The sequence below is a fragment of the Dyella sp. AD56 genome, assembly GCF_002878475.1.
In the GTDB taxonomy this organism is placed as follows: domain Bacteria; phylum Pseudomonadota; class Gammaproteobacteria; order Xanthomonadales; family Rhodanobacteraceae; genus Dyella.
The window spans coordinates 1-20,326 of record NZ_NRDP01000024.1 but is presented as its reverse complement, the minus strand read 5'-3'; the positions used below and the strand labels follow the sequence as shown (position 1 = coordinate 20,326).

The window sequence follows — 20,326 nt, the reverse complement described above, 5'->3', positions numbered from 1 at the left end:
AAGACGTCGGGCCGCTTAGGCGGCCCGACAGTTGTCTTGTCATGAAACGGAAAACTTGCTTGTCATATTCACGCGGGACTAACGCGCGCGTTGACGGGCATCGCGTTATTCAACTGACATAAGTTACCGTTACCTTCTTTCGGGATGTTCGCGTGACGGCGTTCGACGCAGGGACCAGTCATCCGGTCTTGGGGAAGTACTTCATGTCGCACGCCTGGTGGGCGCTCGTGTTGTCGGGTTGGCTTTGTTGGGGGACGAGCCATGCAGGTGGGTTGCAGTCAACGATCGACATGGCTTCAGGCGCTTCGGCAGGCCTCTATCGATTCGACATCGGCCCGCAGCCATTGAGCGCGGCCGTGAAAGCATTCAGTGACGCGACCGGGCAGTCGTTGCTTGTAGATGAGCGACTGCTGGTCGGGAAAATGTCGCCCGGCGTGCGTGGTGAGTTCACCACGGAAGATGCCTTGCGACGATTGTTGGCGGGCACCGGCCTACGCGAACGCTATGCGTCCGACAAGGCGTTTACGCTCGAATCGTTCGACAGCGCAAATGAAAGAAGCACGAACGAGCATAGTTCGCCAGACGAGAGTGATACCGCATGGGAAGTCTATGGCGCGTCGTTGCAGGCTTCATTGGAACAGGAATTGTGCCGGGTTCCGGACGCTAAGCCCGGTGGCTACCGGCTGGCATTGCAGGTGTGGGTCGATGAAGAGGGCAGGGTGAATCGCGTGCGATTGCTTGGCAGCACCGGACTGCAGGCGCGGGATGCCGCGATCAGCCAGGCGCTGGAGGGTATCCGGGTAGCGCCGCCGCCGTCTGGCCTCGGTCAGCCCATGACCTTGCTGCTGTTGCCCACGGGAAAGTCGCATGCATTGCATTGCGACACGCCCGTGGCCGCGCGCGGCTGAGGACAGCCGGATGGAAACGCCGACGCTGTCGTTGCTTGGTCTATTCATGGAGTGGCAGCCCGAGCTGCGCCGTCGCCTACGTCGCCGGTTGGGTTCCGACGAACTCGTTAATGATGTTCTGCAGGAGACCTATCTGCGCGTAGAGCGGATGAGCGATGACTCCGTTGTGTCGCATAACCCAGCAGGTTATCTGTTCCGCATGGCGCTGAACGTTGCCGCCGACCAGCGGCAGGCCGAGTCGCGGTACCTGACCGGCGAGGAGGTCGAAGACCTGCTGCACTTCGCTGACGACTCGCTGGACCCCGCGCGCATTGTCCATGCCCGGCTTGAGGTGGCCGCGCTGGAGCGCGCCATGGGTGAGCTTACGGCGCGACAGCGCGACATCCTCATTGCCGCCCGGGTCGATGACCTGCCGCAGCAGGAAATCGCCGACCGTTTCCGCATTTCCGTCCGCATGGTGGGCAAGGAATTGAGGCGGGCGCTTGAACATTGTGGACGGCGTCTCGATCGGCGTGTGGTTCAGCGGTTCGGTCCCGGCGCCGGAAAAGAGTCTTAAGGGTATGACGTCACGTTCTTCCAGCCTGGGCCACGACTCCACGCTTCGCCGCGAGGCGCGCGATTGGCTGCTCCTGCTGACCTCGGGGCGGGCCACTACGGACGATGCCGCGGGGTTCAAACAGTGGTGCACTCTGAGCACCGAGCATGCGCAGGCCTTCGCGGAAACGCGCCTGATGTGGGACAACCTGGGCACCGCAGCGCGCAACCTGCGCCAGCGGGAGCAGGCCCCGGCGTCCCGGCGCATGACGCGGCGTGCCTTCCTGGGTGGGGCTGTGGCGGCGTCGGCGGCCTTGCTGGTGGCGCAGTCGCCCCTGCATCTGTGGCCCAGCCTTCCGGACGCCATGGCCGATTACCGCACGGCCACCGGCGAACAGCGCCAGGTCGAGCTGACGTCTGGTGTCGTCGTGGAAATGAACACGCAGACCGCCATGAACGTGCGCACGTCCGCCGGGCGTGTCGTGGGTGTCGAGTTGTTGACAGGGGAAATCCAGCTGCAAGTGTCCAGCGCGCTGGCAGGCAGCTTCGACGTACATGCTTTGCAGGGAGGCATCCACGCGGCCTCGGGCGCGCTCTGTAACGTGCGCTGCCTTGATGGCCGGGTGCAAGTTACCGGCCTGGACGGAAACGTCCGCGTGGAATACCAAGGAAGGTCCGAGCTGTTGGGACGTGCCCAGCAGACCGCGTATGGAAGCCATAGTCTGGCGCCCGTGGCGCCCGCCGACACAGACGAAGCGGTCGCGTGGCGGCGGCGCGTGCTGGTGTTCGACAACCGCCCGCTGTCGGAAGTGATCGCAGAGATCAACCGCTATCGACCCGGCCGTATCATCCTGACCAACGATGTATTGGCGGCACGCAAGGTGCACGCGCAGGTATCGCTCAACCAGCTAGGCGACGTCGCGTCGCTCATCCACCAGGCCTTTGGCGCGTCGGTGCGTTCCTTGCCCGGCGGCATTGTGCTGGTGAGCTGACTCCCCACCTCCTTCTATTCGCTGGATCGTTGCATGCGCGGGGCAGAACGCGTCGCTGCTGCGTCGCGTTTCCGCGCGTGACGGCGGAAATGACAGATTCGTGTCCGACGGGGCGAAAACCGGCTGAAACAGTCGCTGACATGAATTTTTCGTGACTTAGTTCAGTCCCGCATGCGGTCCTCCGTCTTTCTGGGCAAGGACGAATGCTAGGGATGCTCTGAACTATTCAACGCGGGTGGCATGACGTGCAGAAAGCCCACAGGGTGTGGGGAGTGATGCAGCCCAGGCTGGCTGCCTGGGCAAGTGACGCACCGCAGCCTGTGGGCTTTCTGCACGTTACCCGCAGGGCCGACTCTATTTGCCTGCTGCGGCGCGCAGCGGCAGGCAAATAGAGTCGGTGACACTCACGTTGAATAGTTCAGGGCATCCCTAGGGGCTGGGATGCCCACTTTCTCTTCCGCCCGGGCCACGCCGGGGCGGTCATATTGGCGAGAGGAAAGGGCGGGCTCACGGGCCCGCCCCGGGGAAGGCTTTGCGTGATGGAAACGAACGACGTCCGGCCGTTTGGAAGGCCATTTTCACGTATGGAGAACGACCTCGTTCCTCGCCACGGCGCGGCGGTTCATGCCGTGGCGCGTGCCTTCACCCGCTCTCATGTGACAGCCGACGCGAATCGGACATGCCTTTGTCGCCTTTCGGTTAGAAATGCAGGCCTACCCTCTCGGTTCGCGCTCGCGCGAAACACGCCGCGAGCGAACAGGGGGCGGGTGTGCGTATGAGCGGCAAGGGAATGGCCTGGCGGCGTTGGTCTTTGAAACCGTTGGCTCTGGCGCTGCTGTGCGCCTGTGGCGCAGCGCAGGCACAGCAGGCCGACACAGCGACGACACAGGCGCCTGCGCGCTTCGACGTTAACGAGTACCTAGTGCGTGGCAATCATCTCCTTGACTCGCTGGAGATCGAGACGGCCGTCGAGCCCTATCTGGGCCCGGGCCGGAGCCTGGACGACGTGCACGCGGCGCGTGACGCCCTGCAAAAGGTCTATCAGGCCAAGGGCTACCAGTCGGTGGTGGTGGAGTTGCCGCCTCAACAGGTGAAGGACGGCGTGCTGCTCCTGCAGGTGGTGGAGAACAGCATCGGCCGCGTGCGTGTGGAGGGGGCGAAGTACCACTCGCCCGAGGCGATCCGCGACGCGGTGCCTGCGCTGGCGGAAGGCAGCGTGCCCAATTTCACCCAGGCCCAGGCGCAGCTTGCCCAGGTCAATGCGCAGCCAGGGCAGCAGGTGGTGCCCGTGCTCAAGCCCGGCGCACTGCCGCAGACCATGGACGTGACGCTGAAGGTCAACGACACCTATCCGCTGCATGCCAGCGTGGAAGTGAATAACGACCACAGCGCCGACACACCTGAGCTGCGCACCATCGCCAACGTCCGCTACGACAACCTATGGCAGGCGGGGCACTCGATCTCCGCGACGTATATCGTCGCGCCGCAGGATCGCCATGCGGCGGAGGTGTATGCGCTCTCCTACCTCGCACCGCTCAACGCTGATTGGTCGCTGGTGGGGTCGGGCTACAAGTCCAACAGCAACGCCAACACGCTGGGTGGCACCACGGTACTCGGCAAGGGCAACTCCGAAACACTGCAAGCCTCGCGCAGCCTGCCTTTGCTGGGCTCCTACAGCCAGTCGCTGTCGTTCGGCATTAGCCACAAGCATTTCGATCAGAACATCACGCTGGGCGAGCAGACGTCCAAGGTGCCGATCACTTACTACCCGCTCATGGTGTCCTACGCCGGGCAGCGCAGCGGCGATCGTTCCAACCTGTCCTTCACGCTGGCCGGCAATCTGGGCCTGAGCGGCCTGGGTAGCTCGCGTACGGAGTTCGACAATCTTCGCTACAAGGGCAAGGACAACTACATCTACGTGCGCTCCGATGTCAGCTACACGCATCTGCTTGGTGGTGATTTCTCGCTGGCGGTGCGCGGCAGCCTTCAGCTCTCCGATTCGCCGTTGATCTCCAGCGAGCAGTTCGCGGCCGGTGGCGCCAGCAGCGTGCGCGGCTATCTGTCGGCGGAGGAAACGGGCGACAACGGTGGCGTGGCGTCGGTGGAACTGCGCAGTCCGTCACTGGCCGACATGGTGGGCCACTTCGTCGATGACTGGCGTTTCCACCTGTTTCTGGATGGCGGGCGCGTCCTGCTGATCGATCCGCTGCCCGAGCAGCAAAGCCGCTTCAACCTGCTCAGCACCGGCGTGGGTACGCGATTCAGCCTGTTCCGCACGATGAGCGGCGAAATCGAATTCGCCTATCCGCTGCATGACGGCGTGCGTACGCGTGCACACGACGGGCAGGTGCTCTTCAGCGTGAAGGCCAACCTGTGAGGGACATGGCCATGACCCGCTCATTACACGGATTTCCGACGCCTAGGGGTAGAACTACGATGCGTTACCTGATCTTTGCATGCCTGCTATGCCTTTCGTGGGCGGCGCGTCCTGCCCTGGCCGCTGATGTTGCCTGGTGGAACGACGACTGGACCTACCGCAAGGCCATCACCATCGACACGACGCCCAAGGGCGCCGCCATGACGCCCGCCACGGGACGCGTGCCGCTGTTGGTCCGCCTGCACTCCGGCAACTTCCAGTTCGACGGCGTGGCGAAGAACGGCGCGGATCTGCGTTTCATTGCCGCCGATGGCAAGACGCCGCTGAACTACGAAGTGGAGACCTTCGATCCCGTCATGGGCGTTGGCCAGATCTGGGTGGATACCACCGATCTGCCGACCAGCGGGCAGCAGACCATCTGGATGTACTACGGCAACGGCAAGGCACCCGTGCAGAGCAGCGGTGCGGCGACGTTCGATGCCGACTACACGCTGGTGTATCACTTCGATGAAGCGGCCGGCGCGCCGCCCAAGGACGCAACGGCTTACGCGAACCACGCGCAGAAGGGCACCGTGCGCACCGTCGACGGCGGCATCGTCGGGCGGGCTGCGCGCTTCGACGGCAGTGCGCCGATCGAATTGCCGGCAAGCACATCGCTCAACGTGACGGACGGCGGCAACTTCACTTTCAGCGCATGGATCAAGCTGGACGCATTGCCGACGGTACCGACGGCGATCTACGCGCGTCGTCAGGAAGGCCGTGCTCTGGTCATCGGCCTGGATGGCGGCGCTCCCTATGTCGAAGTCGATGGCGCCCAGCCGCAGCGGACGTCGGCCGGCGAGCCATTGAAGGCCGGTCAGTGGACGCATCTTGCGGTGACGGGTGAGTCGGGTCATGTTCGTCTTTACGTCGATGGCCGACCGTATGCCGATATGTCGGCGTCGCTGCCGGCGCTGAGCTCGGTGGCTACGCTGGGTGGCGATGCCGCAGGCGCATCCGCACTGGGCAATTTTTCAGGCGAGATGGACGAGCTGCGCCTGTCGCGCGTGGCCCGCCCCGCGGCACTGATCGCTATGGATGCGACCGCTCAAGGTGCGGAATCTCGCCTGCTGCAGTATGGCGAAGACGAGAAGAAGTCGGGCTTCGGCTTCGGTTACTTCGGCATCATCGTGAAGTCGGTGACGGCCGACGCCTGGGTGGTTATCGGCATCCTGCTGGTGATGGCGCTGGTCTCCTGGGTAGTGATGTGGAACAAGGCGCGCTACGTCAGCGGCGTCACCAACGCCAATGACCGGTTCCTTGACCGCTTCCGCACGCTCGGCAGCGATCTGCTCGGCATGTCCGACGAGCGGAACCACGCGCTCGACTTCGCGGATTCCTCGCTGTATCGCCTCTACGAGATCGGCAAGAAGGAAGTGTGGCGCCGTCGCGACAGCCACGGCCGTCTGGTGATCGCGAGCGAGTCGATCGAGGCGATCCGCGCTGTCATGGATTCCACCCTGGTGCGCGAAAACCAGAAGCTTTCGCGCTCCATGGTGATACTGACCATTGCGATCTCGGGCGGCCCGTTCCTTGGCCTGCTCGGCACCGTGGTCGGCGTGATGATCACCTTCGCCGCTATCGCGGCAGCGGGCGACGTCAACGTCAATGCCATCGCGCCCGGCATCGCCGCCGCGTTGCTCGCCACCGTGGCCGGCCTGTTCGTCGCGATTCCCGCGCTGTTTGGCTACAACTACCTGTTGACGCGCAACAAGGCGGTGACGGCGAACATGCAGGTGTTCGTGGATGAGTTTGTCACGCGTCTCGCCGAGCTTCATCGGGATATCGACCAGACCACGGTCACTGCCTGAGGAGAACGGTCATGCAGGTCCAAGACGACGAAAAACCGTACGACGACATCAACATCACGCCCATGCTCGACCTGGCGTACGTGCTGCTGGTGATCTTCATCATCATGACCACGGCCTCCGTGCAGGGCGTGAAGGTAAACCTGCCCAAGGCCAGCGCTTCGGTGAGCCTGGCCAAACCGCAGACCAAGGCGATCACGGTTTCCGACAGTGGGCAGATCTTCCTGGATGCTTTTCCCGTGACCTTGGGTGAGCTGGAGCAGCGCCTGCGCACGCAGAAGGCGATCACGCCTGACTTTCCGGTGATCGTGAAGGGCGACTCCAACGTGCAGTACCAGAAGGTGGTCGACATCCTCGATCTGCTGCGGCGTTTGGATCTGTCGCAGGTGGGTCTGGTCACCGGCAAGCAGCAAAGCTGACGGTGCGAGGACCATCCATGAACGCACCGGCACCAAGTAAGGGCGGATGGAAGCGCTGGCGCGGGCGTCTCATCGTCGCGGCGGTCGTGATCGTCGCCGGACTGTTGCTGTGGAACTTCGCAGGGCATCAAGTCGGTGTGCGGCGCTCAGCGCCGCGCATCGCCACCATCACGCCCTTGCCGCCACCGCCACCGCCACCGAAGGAAAAGCCACCCGAACCGAAAAAGGTCGAAGAGGTTAAGCAGGAAATACCCAAACCCAACGAGCCGATGAAGCCGGTCGACGCCCCCAAGCAAGCGCCCGATCTGGCCAAGCAGGTGTCCATCAACGGCCCGGCGCAGGCGGGCAACGACTCGTTCAACATCGGTGCCGGCGATGGCGGCGGCATGGTGGGCAGCGGCGGCGGCAATGGCGTCGGTGGTGCTTCCTACGAGCAATACCTTGGCTACGCGCTGCAACAGGCCATCGAGCGCGACGACCGCACGCGCCGGCTCGCCTTCGAGGTCAAGGCCAGCCTGTGGATCGAACCGGACGGCCGCGTGTCACGCGTGGAACTGGTAACGCCCAGCGGCTCGTCCAACACCGATCAGGCGCTGATCAGCGTGCTGCAGGGCCTGCATATCGACACGCCACCACCATCCACTTTGCACATGCCCGTGCGCGCGGCCATCCGTGGGCGGCGACCGGCATGAATACCCAGTCTTTGTTCTTCCCTTGCTTGCCGCACGGCAACACCACGCATTGGAGAAAGTCATGAGTTCCAGGAATGCCCTCAGCGCGGGCGCGCGCCTTACGCGCCGTGCACTGTGCGCCAGTATCGCCGTGCTGTTGGCGGCCACCGCACTTCCGACGCTGGCGCAGGACGCCGCGCCGTCGCCCAACGCCACCATCAACCTGATTCGCTTGATGGTGAAGAAGGGCCTGATTTCGCAAGCCGACGCCGATGGCCTGATTACCCAGGCGAACACTGAGGCAACGCAGGCACAGCGAGCAGCGGCCACTGCCCAGGCGGCAAGGCCGCCGGCGGATGGCGCGCAACCGGGCGACGTACGCGTGGCCTACGTGCCGCAAAGCGTGCGCAACGAAATCCGCGATCAAGTGAAGCAGGAAGTGATTGCGCAGGCCAAGACCGAGCACTGGGCCGAGCCGAACGCGCTGCCGGAATGGCTGGATCGCATCAGCTGGTCGGGTGACATCCGCGTGCGCAACGAGTGGTGGCTGTATAGCCGCAACAACTCGCCGTACTTCATCGATTACGCGACGCTCAATCGCAACGGTCCGTTCGACGTCAACCAGATTTCACAGGGCGTCAATCCGCCGATTCTCAACTCGCAGCAAAATCGCCTGAACATCCTGGATATGCAGGCACATCTGGCGATGACCGCGAAGGTAGCCGATACGGTGACGGCAGGTGTGCGCATCGGCACGGGTAACGATAACAACCCGGTATCCACCACGCAGGCCTTGGGCGGCGGCCTCGTCAAGAAGGACATCTGGCTGGACCGCGCGTGGATTCAGTGGCAACCGTATAGCTGGGGCTCGCTGACCTTTGGTCGTATGGCGGATCCGTTCTTCGTCACCGACTTGATCTACTCGCCGGAACTCAACTTCGACGGCATCGCCGGCAAGTTCAAGGTGCCGTTCAACAGCGACTTCGAAGGTTTTGCCACGGCCGGCATGTTCCCGATCCAGTACACGGGCAACAACTCGCCCGCGCAGGGCTTCGGCTATGACAAGAACCAGAGCAACAGCCGCTGGCTTTCTGCCGCGCAGCTGGGCCTGACCTGGCATATCGATGAGGATATGAAGTGGAGTACGGCGTTGGCGTACTACTTCTTCGACGGCATGCGCGGCAAGCTATCGGCGCCGTGCCCGATCTACACCGGCGTCGATTACTGCAGCACCGACGACGATGCGCCGTCGTACATGCTCAAGGGCAACACCCTGTTCCTGCTGCGCGACATCGTGCCGGATCCGTCCTCGCCGAGTAACTATGCGCAGCCGCAGTTTGTCGGCCTGTCGTACGACTACCACCTGGCCAACATCACCTCCACGTTCGATTTCAAGATCGGCGAGACGCCGGCCCGCATCCAGGCGGACTACGTGCGCAACATGGCGTATCACGCCAAGGATGCGCTGACGCGCTACGCCAATGGGCTTGGCACGCCGGTGAACAACTACGAAAGCAGCACCTCGGCCACGGAATCCGGCCCGTACAAGAGCGGCCCGGTGGGCTGGTTGGTGCGCGGCATCCTGGGCAATCCCAACCCGATGGCCGCGAACGAGTGGAATGTCACCTTCGGCTACAAGTACCTGCAGCCCGACGCCGCGCTCGATGGCCTCACCGACGTGAACTTCCATCTTGGCGGCACCAATGCCAAGGGCTTCATCTTCACAGCGGACTATGGCATCGCCACGCGCACCTGGTTGTCGGCCCGTTACTTCAATGCCAAGCAAGTGTTCGGGCCGCCGCTGTCGATCGACGTCGTGCAGCTCGAGATCAACACCAAGTTCTGAGGAGATAGCGCATGAACACCCTGACTCGCCTGGCGATGTCGCTCGCGCTGCTCGGACTGGCCAGTTCGTTGCAGGCCCAGACGCTGGAGGAACAATTGCGCGGGCAGCTGCGTGACACGCGCAGCCAACTGCAGGATCTGCAGAACGAACAGGCTAGCTGGCAAGCACAGAAGGCATCGGCGGAAGGCGAACGCGACCAGGCCCGCAAGGCGCTTGAACAGGCGCAGGCGGAACTGGCCCGGTACAAGTCCGGTGCGGCCGGCGATGGCGCTGCACTGAAGAGTGAGCGCGATGCGCGTCAGCGCGCCGAAGAGGCCGTGCAGCAGGGCAAGGCGGTCGCCGCAACGAACGCCACGCACCTGCAGGATCAGCAGACCCGCAACACCGCGCTGTCGACGCAACTGGACGGCGTCCGCAAGGAGCTGTCCACCTGCACGGCCCGTAACGAAGCGCTCTACAAGGTCGGCAATGAAGTTGTCGATGCCTATGCGCATATCGACATGGGCACGGTGATGGCGTCCCGCCAGCCTTTCGCCGCGTCGGCACGGGTGAAATTGGAGAACGCGGCGCAGGATTACGGTGATCGTCTGTACGAACAACGCTACCGGCCCGCTGCCGAGGCATCGCAGCCGTGATCGCCCCAGGCGCGCGCCGGCGAAAGCCGCTTCGCGCGTCATGGCCAGCTGCCTTGGGGTGGCTGCTGGCCTGCTGGTGCGGTCTGCCGGTGATGGCACAGGAACCAGCGGCACCGTCATCGGCGGCGCCGCCCAGTTGCGTGGACGTCAGCGTCAATCAGCAATCGGTGCTGGCGTTCGACTGTCTCAGTCGCGTGTTGACGGCGGGGGCGTCGCGTCCTTCCGTGCCCGGGCCGGCGTTCGATGCAGTGGCCAACGAGCCCTCCAATCGTCAGGTAGGGCAGTACAACTTTTCCGCCTTGAGCCACCGCATGGGCTCCAACCTGGGCAAGTCGGTGCTGCCGCAGCGGCCACCGGCTGTCTATCCACCCACGCCGGCCGTACTGCTTTCGCCGGGGCATTGAATGCGTGCGCATGACAGCCGATATGACGTTCCCGTGTCCGTGTGATCAGCGCATCAAGGCGAATTGGTTGCTTATGAAGTTTTGGTGACAACGGTTCAGTCGCGCCGCATGGCGGACGTCTTTACTTCCGACATGCGGCGTCTTTTCGAGGGGCTTTCTGAATAGAGGAAAGCGTCTCGTCGCGTTCAGGACGCGTACGCCTGTAGCCATGAAACAACAAGGGATAAGGGTCTCGTGAGCAAGACGGTCAGGTCGCAGCAGGATTCCGCCACATCGTCGCGCGCCGTACCTGGCCGACGCCCACTGGCGCAGTGGATCGCCGCCGCATTGGCGATGAGCGCCATGCACGCCCACGCTGGCGCACCGCCACTGAGCCAGGCCTGGCTTGCCGGGCAGCGCAACGCCAACGTCACGCCGACACCGAACCCCGCAGCGGCCACCGGCACCATGCCGGACACCAGTGGCCTTGCCGCGCAGACCTCGGGACAGTTGTTGCAGCAACGCGTGGTGCAACAGTCCATCGCCAATCTCAACAACGCGGCGGCCGCGGTGGCCGCGCAGATCAGCGCGCAGCAGGCAGCGCAACAAGCCGCCCAGAAACTCACCACGCCCGTACCCGATGGCATTGCAGCGGGTGGCCTCCAGGTGGCGGCCGGTGCCGCGACCAATCCCTTGTTGTGGCAGAACGCCAACGCGCCGGTGCAAACAGCGGCGGCCGGCAAGACGACGGTGCAGGTCAAGCAGACTGCGCAGAAGGCCATCCTCACCTGGGATAGCTTCAACATCGGTCGCAACACCACGCTCTACTTCAACCAGAGCGGCGGTACGCAGTCCGATGGCAGCAACAACTGGATTGCGCTCAATCGCATTCAGGATCCCAGTGGCTCGCCCAGCCAGATCTTCGGTCAGATCAAGGCCGAAGGTACGGTGTACTTGCTCAATCGCAACGGCATTTTGTTTGGTGCTGGCAGCCAAGTGAATACGGGGTCGCTGCTGGCGAGTTCGTTGAACCTGTTCAGTGGCGACGTTGCCACGAGCAATGCGGCGTTCCTGAGCGGTGGCATCGGGGCTCAGTCGACGACCAGCGGTTTCCTGTTCGACGGCATATTCACCGATGGGCGCAACCACGATGTGGTGATTCAGCAGGGCGCATCGATCACGACGGGTAAGCAGGGCTTTGCGCTGATCGCCGCGCCGAATGTCAGCAATGCCGGATCGATCGTTTCCGACGATGGCCAGGCCATACTCGCCGCCGGCACGCAGTTCGGTAATGCCGGTGGTGGCTCCACGACCACGGCGCTCCAGATGGTCAATATGGGCGGTGTCGCCCTGGGCCCTAGCCACGTACCGGGCACGGTGACCAACACTGGCTTGCTCCAGGCCCGGCGCGGCCAAGTGCAGATGTTGGGCTACAACCTCAACCAGGATGGTGTCGCGCTGGCCTCCACCAGCATCAGTTATTCCGGCAGCGTTCAGCTCAATGCCAACGATCTGGGTACTGGCAATTCCACGGGTGTGAGCTACTCGGGGCACGGCGTTTTGGCGCTGGGGTCGCAATCGGTGACTGCCGTTCTTCCAGAGAAGGACGGCAGCACGACCACCTCCACTTCAGCAGCGGACGCTGCGTTCCAACGCAGTACGGTGTCGCTGTCTGGCGGTATCGTGACTTTGCAGCAGGGTTCATTGCTGGAAGCGCCCAGCGCCGCGCTGTCGATTGTGGCTACACTCGAAGCGAATGACGCCCGCCCCACGGCTGGCCGTATCTATATCGATAACGGCGCTGTGGTGGATGTGTCCGGCCTCGCCAACGTCAATCTGCCGATCTCCGCGTTGCTGGTAACGGTGCCGCGCATCGGCCAGAACGAGCTCGCCAACTCGCCGCTGCTACGCAACAGCTTTCTGTATACACAGAAGAACGTGCTGATCGACAGCACGCAAAGTGGTACGCGTGCGGACGGGCTCGACTGGGTGGGCAGCCCCATTCTCAATGTCGCCGGCTATGTGCAGAACATGCCGCGCGACATCACACAGATGATGACCAAGGGCGGCGACATCACGCTCAATGGTTCGGAAGTGATCGTGCGGAGCGGGGCGCAGCTGAACCTTGATGGCGGTTATCTCGCTTATCAGGCCGGCTGGGTGACGACGCCCAACCTGCTGGGAGCCAACGGCCGGATCTATAACGTCGCCAACGCCGATCCCAACATGAACTTTGTGGGCTTCGCGGGCAACTTTGGGGTCGACCATGCCCGCTGGGGTGTCACGGAGAATTACAACAACCCCTTGCTGGCCGGCGTGAGTCGCTGGGATCCTGGCTTCGTCGTGGGGAGCGACGCGGGCAAGCTCAGCGTGCAAGCGGGCGGAGCCTTCGCCATGGATGGGCAGGTGACGGCTCAGGCCTTCGCGGGACGGGATCAGGTCGGGCAGGGCAAGCAGCCGGATGGCGGCTCGTTCAATCTGGATGCTACGGGCGCTTCGTACTACAACCGGACCAACTATGGGACTGGCATATCGCTGCAGCAGACCACGCAACTGCTCGACGACGAGATGCCCGGCTTCGATGCCAGCACGCCGTGGGAGACCTTGCTGACGGCCACCGGTAGCGACGACTCGCGCTTCTGGCTGCCTGTGTCGGCCGACATGGTGCGCGCTGCGGGCTTTGCCCATGTGGGTCTTGTCGCTACGGCATCCAATTCCACCGGCGAGATTGTCGAGCAGGCCGGCACGCAGTTCAGCGTGATGCCTGGTGGAAGCATCTCCCTCACGGGGTCGCATATCGACGTGCTTGGCACGCTGAGTGCTCCCGCGGGAAGTATATCCATCACGTCCATCGGTCCGGCGCCGATTGCGTTCCCAGGGGCTGCGTTGTCCTTGTTGCCGGCCAATATGCCGCACGACGGCAACATCACCATCGGTGCGGACGGCGTACTGAGCACACGAGGTCTTTGGGTCAACGACGCCGGTCGCAATGCGGATGAGTTGGTCGGTGACCGATACGTCAATGGCGGAACGATCACCCTCTCCACCCAGCAGGCGTTGTCCGGAACGGGCAAGGATGGTACCGGTTCGATCAATCTGCGTCCGGGCAGCACATTGGATGTTTCCGGCGGCGGCTATGTCGGGTCCAACGACCAGGTGGAGCTGAGCCAGGGCGTTCCGGTCGGACATGGCGGCGACATAGTGCTGACCACCTATGACAGGATCGATGGGGCCGACGTCTTTGGCGGTTCCGTCTCCGCGCCCTCGGCGCTGAACAGCGGGTCAATCGCGCTCGGTGGCTCGCTGCTCGGTTACGGCTTCAGCGGAGGCGGAACCCTTTCGCTGCAGGCGGTATCGATCAACATCGGCGGCGATTCGACGGCAGTGCCAATGGCCAACGGCCTGTATCTGGATCCGTCCTTCTTCAGCGGCAAGGGTTTCGACAACTACTCGCTTACGGCGATCACCGACGGCACCATTGCGCCGGGCGCTCAGTTGCAGATAAGCAGAAACAACCTGTTGCCGAACTATTCCGCACTCATGGCCGCGCCCACCGGCACGGACCTGTATGCGGCGAATGCCGCGCAGCCCAACGGCATCTACGCAACGGTTGGGGCTCTAGACGCCTATCATCGCTATGTCACCCGCGAAACGTCCGCAGGCCACGGCCCCGGCTTTTCGCTGACGGCTGGTCGTTATCTGGACTGGCTGAAAGTTTTCGGTCAACCCGCGCTGGGAGCGCCGTCATATACAGGGGTCACTGGCTCGGTAGTGCTCGGGACAGGAGCAGACATTCGCACGGATGCGGGCGGTTCGGTAGCGCTGGCAGGCACGCAGGCGACTACCGTGCTCGGCAGTATCTCCGCGCCAGCGGGAACGATCAGTGTTTCCACCAATCAATTGAATCGCGCGGCGGGCTTGCCTGCGCAGACGCAGGAAGTTTGGCTGGGCGCAACGTCGTCGCTGGATGCATCGGGCGTATCGCTGATCAACCCCTGGGCGAGTGCGGTTAATACAGTCGATCCTGCGACCGGTTTGTTGGGGGCGACGGTGCCACGCACCGGCGTCGTGCTCGGGGGCGGCAGCGTGTCGCTGTCGGGCAACGGCGGCTACGTCGTCACGCAGCAGGGCAGCGCCATCAACGTCTCGGGTGCGTCGGACGCCTTTGATCTACCCACCGCCGGTGGCCTGATGGGGGCCACCGCGCAGTACGTCTCGACGCCTGTGTGGAGCGACGCGGGAAGCATCGCTCTAACCGCCGCTGCAGGTTTGTATGTCGACGAAAGCCTGCTTGCACAGGGCGGAAGCTCACAGGCCGAAGGGGGCAGCCTGAGCATCATCGGTTTGACGCATCCTCTCGCGCAAACGGCGGGTGCCGCGGCGAAGGCAATTATTCTGCAGCAATCGGGCATGGTGGTTCCCGCTGGCCTGAAACCGGGTGACGCAATCGCGCAGGGCACGCCGTCGGGCGTCCTGCATTTTGCGGCAGATCGCCTCGTCGGTTCCGGAATCTCGTCGCTGGCGATCGGTCCATCCGGCGAGGCGGCGAACAACCTTGGCACCCAAAGCGTTGTGCCACTGGCATTCGCGGGTGACGTGAACCTGACGTTGGATCGCTCGTTCTCCGCCTACGCTTCCGCGTTCCAGGCACTGCCTGCGGGAGCGACAGTGCTTGCCCTCGGCAATGGTTACGCCGTGGGCAACGGGCATGTACAGATCAATGCACCGTACGTAAGCCTCCTCGGGTCTCCGGTGAATACTTCGGGAACTCCGGTGTTCGTTGCTACCCCGGCTGCGCAGGCAGGCGACGGTACGCTGCAGGTCAACGCCGATGCCATTGACCTCGGCGGCTGGTTGAATCTTCAGCGCTGGGCGAACGCCGACTTCAGCTCCCAAGGCGATATCCGTTTCTATGCCCCGCCAGTTATTGCCTACGTTAGCGGCAAGGAGAACACCGGCCTGCTGTTCACCACGGGCAATCTGCAGTTCCAGGCAGCACAGATCTATCCAGTCAGCGACTACCACTTCGTGATCGATGCCAATGCATCGGGCATCAAGGATGCTTCTGGCAACACGCGGTCCACCAGCGTGACGATCCTGCCCAATGGCAGTAGCGCCACGCCCTTGTCCGCCGGTGGTGCGCTGTTGATCAGCGCCAACGACATCGAGCAGCGGGGCACCTTGCGCGTGCCATCCGGCACGTTGGTACTCGGCGTCAGCGATCCGGTGGCACAGGCCAACGCCTTTGGCGTCGATCCCACGCTGTTCCCGCTCGCCACCACGCAAACGGTGCACCTGGCGCCGGGTAGTCTCACCTCTGTGTCGCTGAGTGGACAAACCGTGCCCTACGGCGCCACGCTGGACGGTGTCGAATGGCGCTACAACGGTGACCCCGTCAACAGCTCGCCCGATCTGACGGCTGCGCCCTCCAAGCAGATCGAGTTGTACGGAGCGTCGCTGTCGCTGGATACCGGCGCCGGCATCGATGTATCTGGCGGTGGCCACCTGCAGGCAGCTGAGTGGGTCAATGGCACCGGTGGGTCGCGTAACGTGCTTTCGCAGTACGGGACGAGTTACAGCAACAGCACCACCGGCACACAGGTGCCGCAGTACGCGGATGGGCGCGCCATCTACGCCATCCTGCCCGGCTATTCGTCACCGGTGGCAGCGTACGACGCTACGTTCCAGAACAGTGGAAACGCTGGGCCGGCAGTGGGTCAGCAGGTCTACCTGTCAGGCGCGCCGGGCCTGCCGGCCGGCTACTACACCTTGCTGCCTGCACAGTACGCGACGTTGCCAGGTGCGTATCGCGTCGTGCAGGACACCAGCGCCATCGATACGGTGCTGGGTCGCAGTGCGGTACAACCCGACGGCACGCTCAGCGTCAGCGGCTACTTCGCCGATGCCTTGAACGGTGCGCGCGATGCACGAAACACGAGTTTCCTCGTGCAGTCGCGTTCTGTGTGGCAACAGTATTCGCAATACACGCTGACCGATGCCGACACGTTCTTCTCGAATCTCGCCAGCAAGAGCGGGCAGATCGCTCCGGCCGCGATTGCCGATGCCGGTCGCCTTGCGCTGGCCGCCGGCCAGACGCTGAACCTCGGCGCGACATTGACGGCAACACCCGCTGCAGGCGGTCGCAGCTCGCTGGTAGATATCGCTGCGCAGGCGATCGAAGTAGTGGACGGCGGCCAGAGCGGTGACGCCGGCTACCTCACGCTTTCTGCCGACGGACTCAATGCACTGGGCGCCGGTAGCTTGCTGCTGGGCGGTACGCGCCAGTTGGGCAGCAATGGTTATCAGGTGAACACGTCGGCAGACAGTGTGGTGCTCGCCAATGATGCTGCTCATCCGTTGCAGGGGGCGGAAATTCTGCTTGTAGCGAACGGCCTCGGACATGCGGGCGCCCAGGGCGTTCTGTTGAAGGATGGAAGCGCCTTGCTCGCTACAGGGAACGGTTCGGGGGCCGCCAATGTTCCGCTCATTTTTGGCGTGGCTGCGGGTAAGGATGCTAATGGCAACGCTATCGCCGCCGTCAATGGTGATGGCGCCTTGTTGCGTGTGTCCAATAACGGCACGGCAAGCATCGTGCGCAACAACACGTCCACAACCGGCGTGGGCGCGCTTTCCATCGGTGCGGGCGCTCGCGTGGATGGCGGCAACGCGCTGACGCTGGATGCGACGGGCGCGACCATGGTCGACGGTACGGCCGTGCTGTCCGCCAAGGCCATCGACAGCTACAGCAACTTGATCTCGTTTGTCGGCGATGGTGCGTCGCTGGGCACAGGTATCGGTGGCTTCGTTATCGGCCCGCAGACCCTGAACCTGCTGCGTGGCGCGCAGAGCATCACGCTGCGCAGCCGCGGCAATATCGATTTCTACGGCAACGTGGATATCGATCTCGACCACGATCTCGGCCTGAGTGCCGGTACGTTTGCCAACCGTGGGGGCGTGGTCAGCATCGAGGCCGATCACCTCAGCCTCTCCAATGATCTTGGTGCCTCCAATGCCAGCTTTGCTGCGGGCAATGGTCAGCTCACCATTCGCGCAAACGAGCTGGACTTCGGCAATGGCAACACGGGCCTGAGTGGCTTCGGTGGATTCTCTGCCACCGCAGCCCAGGGCATGAAGGGACAAGGCAGCGGTTCGTTCAACTTCGGACAGGCCAACGTCAACCTCAACGCACCCTGGCTGCTCGCCGACAATGCGGCGAATTCAGCCTTGACCACCACTGGTGCGCTGAACATCACTGGTGCGCCTGGCGCGCTGCCCACTGGCGTCATGGGCGGTGCGCTCCAACTTACCGGCGGCACGGTGTCCCTGGGCACGGTGATCGGTGCCCCTGCGGGTAACCTCACGATCGAGGCGACACAGGGTGACCTCAGCGTAGGCAGTGGCGGCAGGCTCTCTGTCGCGGGCATCAACAAGACGTTCTTCGACACCACCACGTACGCGCCTGGTGGTGCGTTGAGCCTGACATCCGATCATGGTGCGGTGAATCTCGGCTCCGGCTCGCTGCTTGATTTTTCGGGTGCTTCTGCCGGTGGCGACGCTGGCAGTCTCACCCTCCAGTCGGGCACTCAGACGACGTTTGGCGGCACGCTTACCGGTGGCGCGAGCAGCGGTTATCGCGGCGGCTATTTCACCCTGGGCAGCGGTAGTGCGGTCGATCTGGATTCGCTGGTCGATATCGCGAACAGCGCGGGTGCCACGGGTATGTTCCAGGTGGTCAGCGGCGCGGGCAATCTGAGCCTGTCCGCTGGGCACACGATCAACGCACAACGCGTCTACCTGAGTGCCAACGGCGGTGGTGTGGGCGATGCCGGCGGCGGTCAGTTGCTGATTGTCGGCACGATCAACGCAGCCAGCCATTACGGCAGTCGCATCTCTTTGTTCGGCAATAAGCTTGTGGATGTCGAAGGTTCGTTGATCGCCACCAGTGACATTCCGGCCCAACGTGGCGGCGACGTGATCATCGCTACTAGCGGCACGCCGGACCCGAACGGTTCGTTCAACCCGACCTACGGTTACGAGAACGTGCGGGCACAGGATTCCGGCCGCATCGAGATTGGCGCCAACGCGCTGATCAACGTGTCGGGTGGTTCTGCTGGAACCAACAACGGCGGTACGGTTAGTTTCCGGGCGCCGTTGCTGGACAGCGGCGATGTGCAGATTGGCGTGAACGGTGCCATCACCGGTGCACGCACCGTGACCATCGAGCCTTATGCGGTCTGGAGTACAAAGGATACTTCCACGGGCGCTCAGCACTTCGATGGCGTGATCGATCCCGCGGGTTGGTATCAAGCCGGCACGGCAGGGACCATGGTTTCCGGCACGTGGACGGATGCTTCGGGCAAGATCCTTGCAGCACCGACTGACGCCGCCACGTTGGCGCAGTACCTGCAGAACGACTACTTCATTCCCGCCAAGGTCGACAGCGCGCATACGGGTTTCTACGGCTACGTCGGCGGCGATGCGAGTAAGGGTGCGGGCACGCTGATGTCGTACGTGCAGCAGCCGGGTTACAGCTTTGGAAGCCGTTACACGGGCATTGCCAATGTGCAGGTGCGTCCCGGCATCGAGCTGGACAACCCCGTAGACGGGGTACAGCAAGGCACCATCTCGGTGCTTACCAACTGGAATCTCGGCGCGGGCACCACACAGTCCAACGGCAGCATCGTGCAGGCTTATCGCTATCAGGGGATGGCGCCCATCCTCACGGTGCGTGCAGCGGGTAACCTCAACGTCCAGGCCAGCATCACCGACGGGTTCTATCAGCAAAACAGCGGCGCGACGCTGGCGAACGCACCGGCACCGGCTCCTGCACCCGCTCCGGCGCCATCGGACAACGGTTATGCGGTGGCGGTGACGGCGTACAAGACGACGCAGAACTACTTTGATGCCAACGGCATCTGGAACGGCACGATCAACCTGAAATCCGGCTCGGCGGCAACCGGAGCCACCCCGGGTGGCGGCACCATCAGCATTGCCAGTGATCCGTACTACCAGGCGTTGCAGGCACCTTTGAGCGGGCAGTCGACGAACTACTACACCAACTATTCGGCCTACATCGCCGAGATCAACACGACGCCTGCATCGGTTGCGGGAGGCGATACGTGGGCGCAGGCGTTTGCGGATGTCAACAACAATACGGTCAACCACAATTTCCTTGCCTACAAACCCACGACCCTGGTGGCGCCACAGCCTGGCGCATATACCAACTATGCCGATTACGTGACGGCCTACCAGAACTGGCTGCAGAGTAATTTTGCTTATGCGCCTGTTTCAAAGCGAAGCTCAACGCCATCCCCGCTGCTGCTTCCGGTGGATACCAATTACGCCAACTACACCAGCGATTACGCCACTTACATCTCAGGCCACCTGGATTACTGGACTTATGTCTATCTCAGCGTAGGCAATCAGAGTTTCGGACGGCAGCTCTTCTATGCACCCTTCGCCCCGGCTGCCAATCCCTCTGATCCTGCTTATGCCAAGGCATTAGCCGCGTATCAGACGACGCAGAACTACTTTGATGCCAACGGCATCTGGAACGGCACGATCAACCTGAAATCCGGCTCGGCGGCAACCGGAGCCACCCCGGGTGGCGGCACCATCAGCATTGCCAGTGATCCGTACTACCAGGCGTTGCAGGCACCTTTGAGCGGGCAGTCGACGAACTACTACACCAACTATTCGGCCTACATCGCCGAG

General features: G+C 63.2%; 11 protein-coding genes. All 11 read left to right on the top strand.

Annotation, left to right across the window (positions count from 1 at the left end; genetic code table 11):
• Positions 1-152 precede the first annotated feature (152 nt).
• Positions 153-908 (top strand): secretin and TonB N-terminal domain-containing protein, encoded by a 756-nt coding sequence (locus DyAD56_RS15275; RefSeq protein WP_233202499.1) that lies wholly within the window; start codon positions 153-155, stop codon positions 906-908.
• A gap of 10 nt (positions 909-918) precedes the next feature.
• Positions 919-1,464, top strand: a complete 546-nt coding sequence (locus tag DyAD56_RS15270) for an RNA polymerase sigma factor (protein WP_102303637.1) — start codon at positions 919-921, stop codon at positions 1,462-1,464.
• A gap of 4 nt (positions 1,465-1,468) precedes the next feature.
• Entirely contained in the window at positions 1,469-2,434 is a 966-nt protein-coding gene (locus tag DyAD56_RS15265) for a FecR domain-containing protein (protein ID WP_102303636.1), read from the top strand.
• An 811-nt stretch (positions 2,435-3,245) separates the two neighbouring features.
• Entirely contained in the window at positions 3,246-4,811 is a 1,566-nt protein-coding gene (locus DyAD56_RS15260; RefSeq protein ID WP_199178995.1) for a ShlB/FhaC/HecB family hemolysin secretion/activation protein, read from the top strand.
• Positions 4,812-4,870: 59 nt separating this feature from the next.
• Entirely contained in the window at positions 4,871-6,661 is a 1,791-nt protein-coding gene (locus DyAD56_RS15255) for a DUF2341 domain-containing protein (RefSeq protein ID WP_102303634.1), read from the top strand.
• Positions 6,662-6,672: 11 nt separating this feature from the next.
• Positions 6,673-7,077 (top strand): biopolymer transporter ExbD, encoded by a 405-nt coding sequence (locus DyAD56_RS15250; RefSeq protein WP_102303633.1) that lies wholly within the window; start codon positions 6,673-6,675, stop codon positions 7,075-7,077.
• A gap of 17 nt (positions 7,078-7,094) precedes the next feature.
• Complete coding sequence (locus DyAD56_RS15245) at positions 7,095-7,769, top strand: TonB C-terminal domain-containing protein (protein ID WP_102303632.1); 675 nt, start codon at positions 7,095-7,097, stop codon at positions 7,767-7,769.
• A gap of 61 nt (positions 7,770-7,830) precedes the next feature.
• Positions 7,831-9,594, top strand: a complete 1,764-nt coding sequence (locus tag DyAD56_RS15240) for a putative porin (RefSeq protein WP_102303631.1) — start codon at positions 7,831-7,833, stop codon at positions 9,592-9,594.
• An 11-nt stretch (positions 9,595-9,605) separates the two neighbouring features.
• A complete protein-coding gene (locus tag DyAD56_RS15235; protein ID WP_102303630.1) occupies positions 9,606-10,229 on the top strand; it encodes a hypothetical protein in 624 nt (207 codons plus the stop codon).
• A 92-nt stretch (positions 10,230-10,321) separates the two neighbouring features.
• Positions 10,322-10,633 carry a hypothetical protein gene (locus tag DyAD56_RS15230; protein ID WP_146010535.1) on the top strand — a complete coding sequence of 104 codons (312 nt, stop codon included), beginning with the start codon at positions 10,322-10,324 and terminating at the stop codon, positions 10,631-10,633.
• Positions 10,634-10,867: 234 nt separating this feature from the next.
• Positions 10,868-20,326, top strand: a 9,459-nt coding sequence (locus DyAD56_RS15225) for a filamentous hemagglutinin N-terminal domain-containing protein (protein ID WP_102303628.1), incomplete at its 3' end; no start/stop codon positions are given.

Bases quoted from the DNA above. Each gene is read 5' to 3' on its own strand.
- DyAD56_RS15270 (WP_102303637.1), top strand. From the start codon at position 919: ATGGAAACGCCGACGCTGTCGTTGCTTGGTCTATTCATGGAGTGGCAG.
- DyAD56_RS15265 (WP_102303636.1), top strand. From the start codon at position 1,469: ATGACGTCACGTTCTTCCAGCCTGGGCCACGACTCCACGCTTCGCCGC.
- DyAD56_RS15255 (WP_102303634.1), top strand. From the start codon at position 4,871: ATGCGTTACCTGATCTTTGCATGCCTGCTATGCCTTTCGTGGGCGGCG.
- DyAD56_RS15250 (WP_102303633.1), top strand. From the start codon at position 6,673: ATGCAGGTCCAAGACGACGAAAAACCGTACGACGACATCAACATCACG.
- DyAD56_RS15245 (WP_102303632.1), top strand. From the start codon at position 7,095: ATGAACGCACCGGCACCAAGTAAGGGCGGATGGAAGCGCTGGCGCGGG.
- DyAD56_RS15240 (WP_102303631.1), top strand. From the start codon at position 7,831: ATGAGTTCCAGGAATGCCCTCAGCGCGGGCGCGCGCCTTACGCGCCGT.
- DyAD56_RS15235 (WP_102303630.1), top strand. From the start codon at position 9,606: ATGAACACCCTGACTCGCCTGGCGATGTCGCTCGCGCTGCTCGGACTG.
- DyAD56_RS15230 (WP_146010535.1), top strand. From the start codon at position 10,322: ATGGCACAGGAACCAGCGGCACCGTCATCGGCGGCGCCGCCCAGTTGC.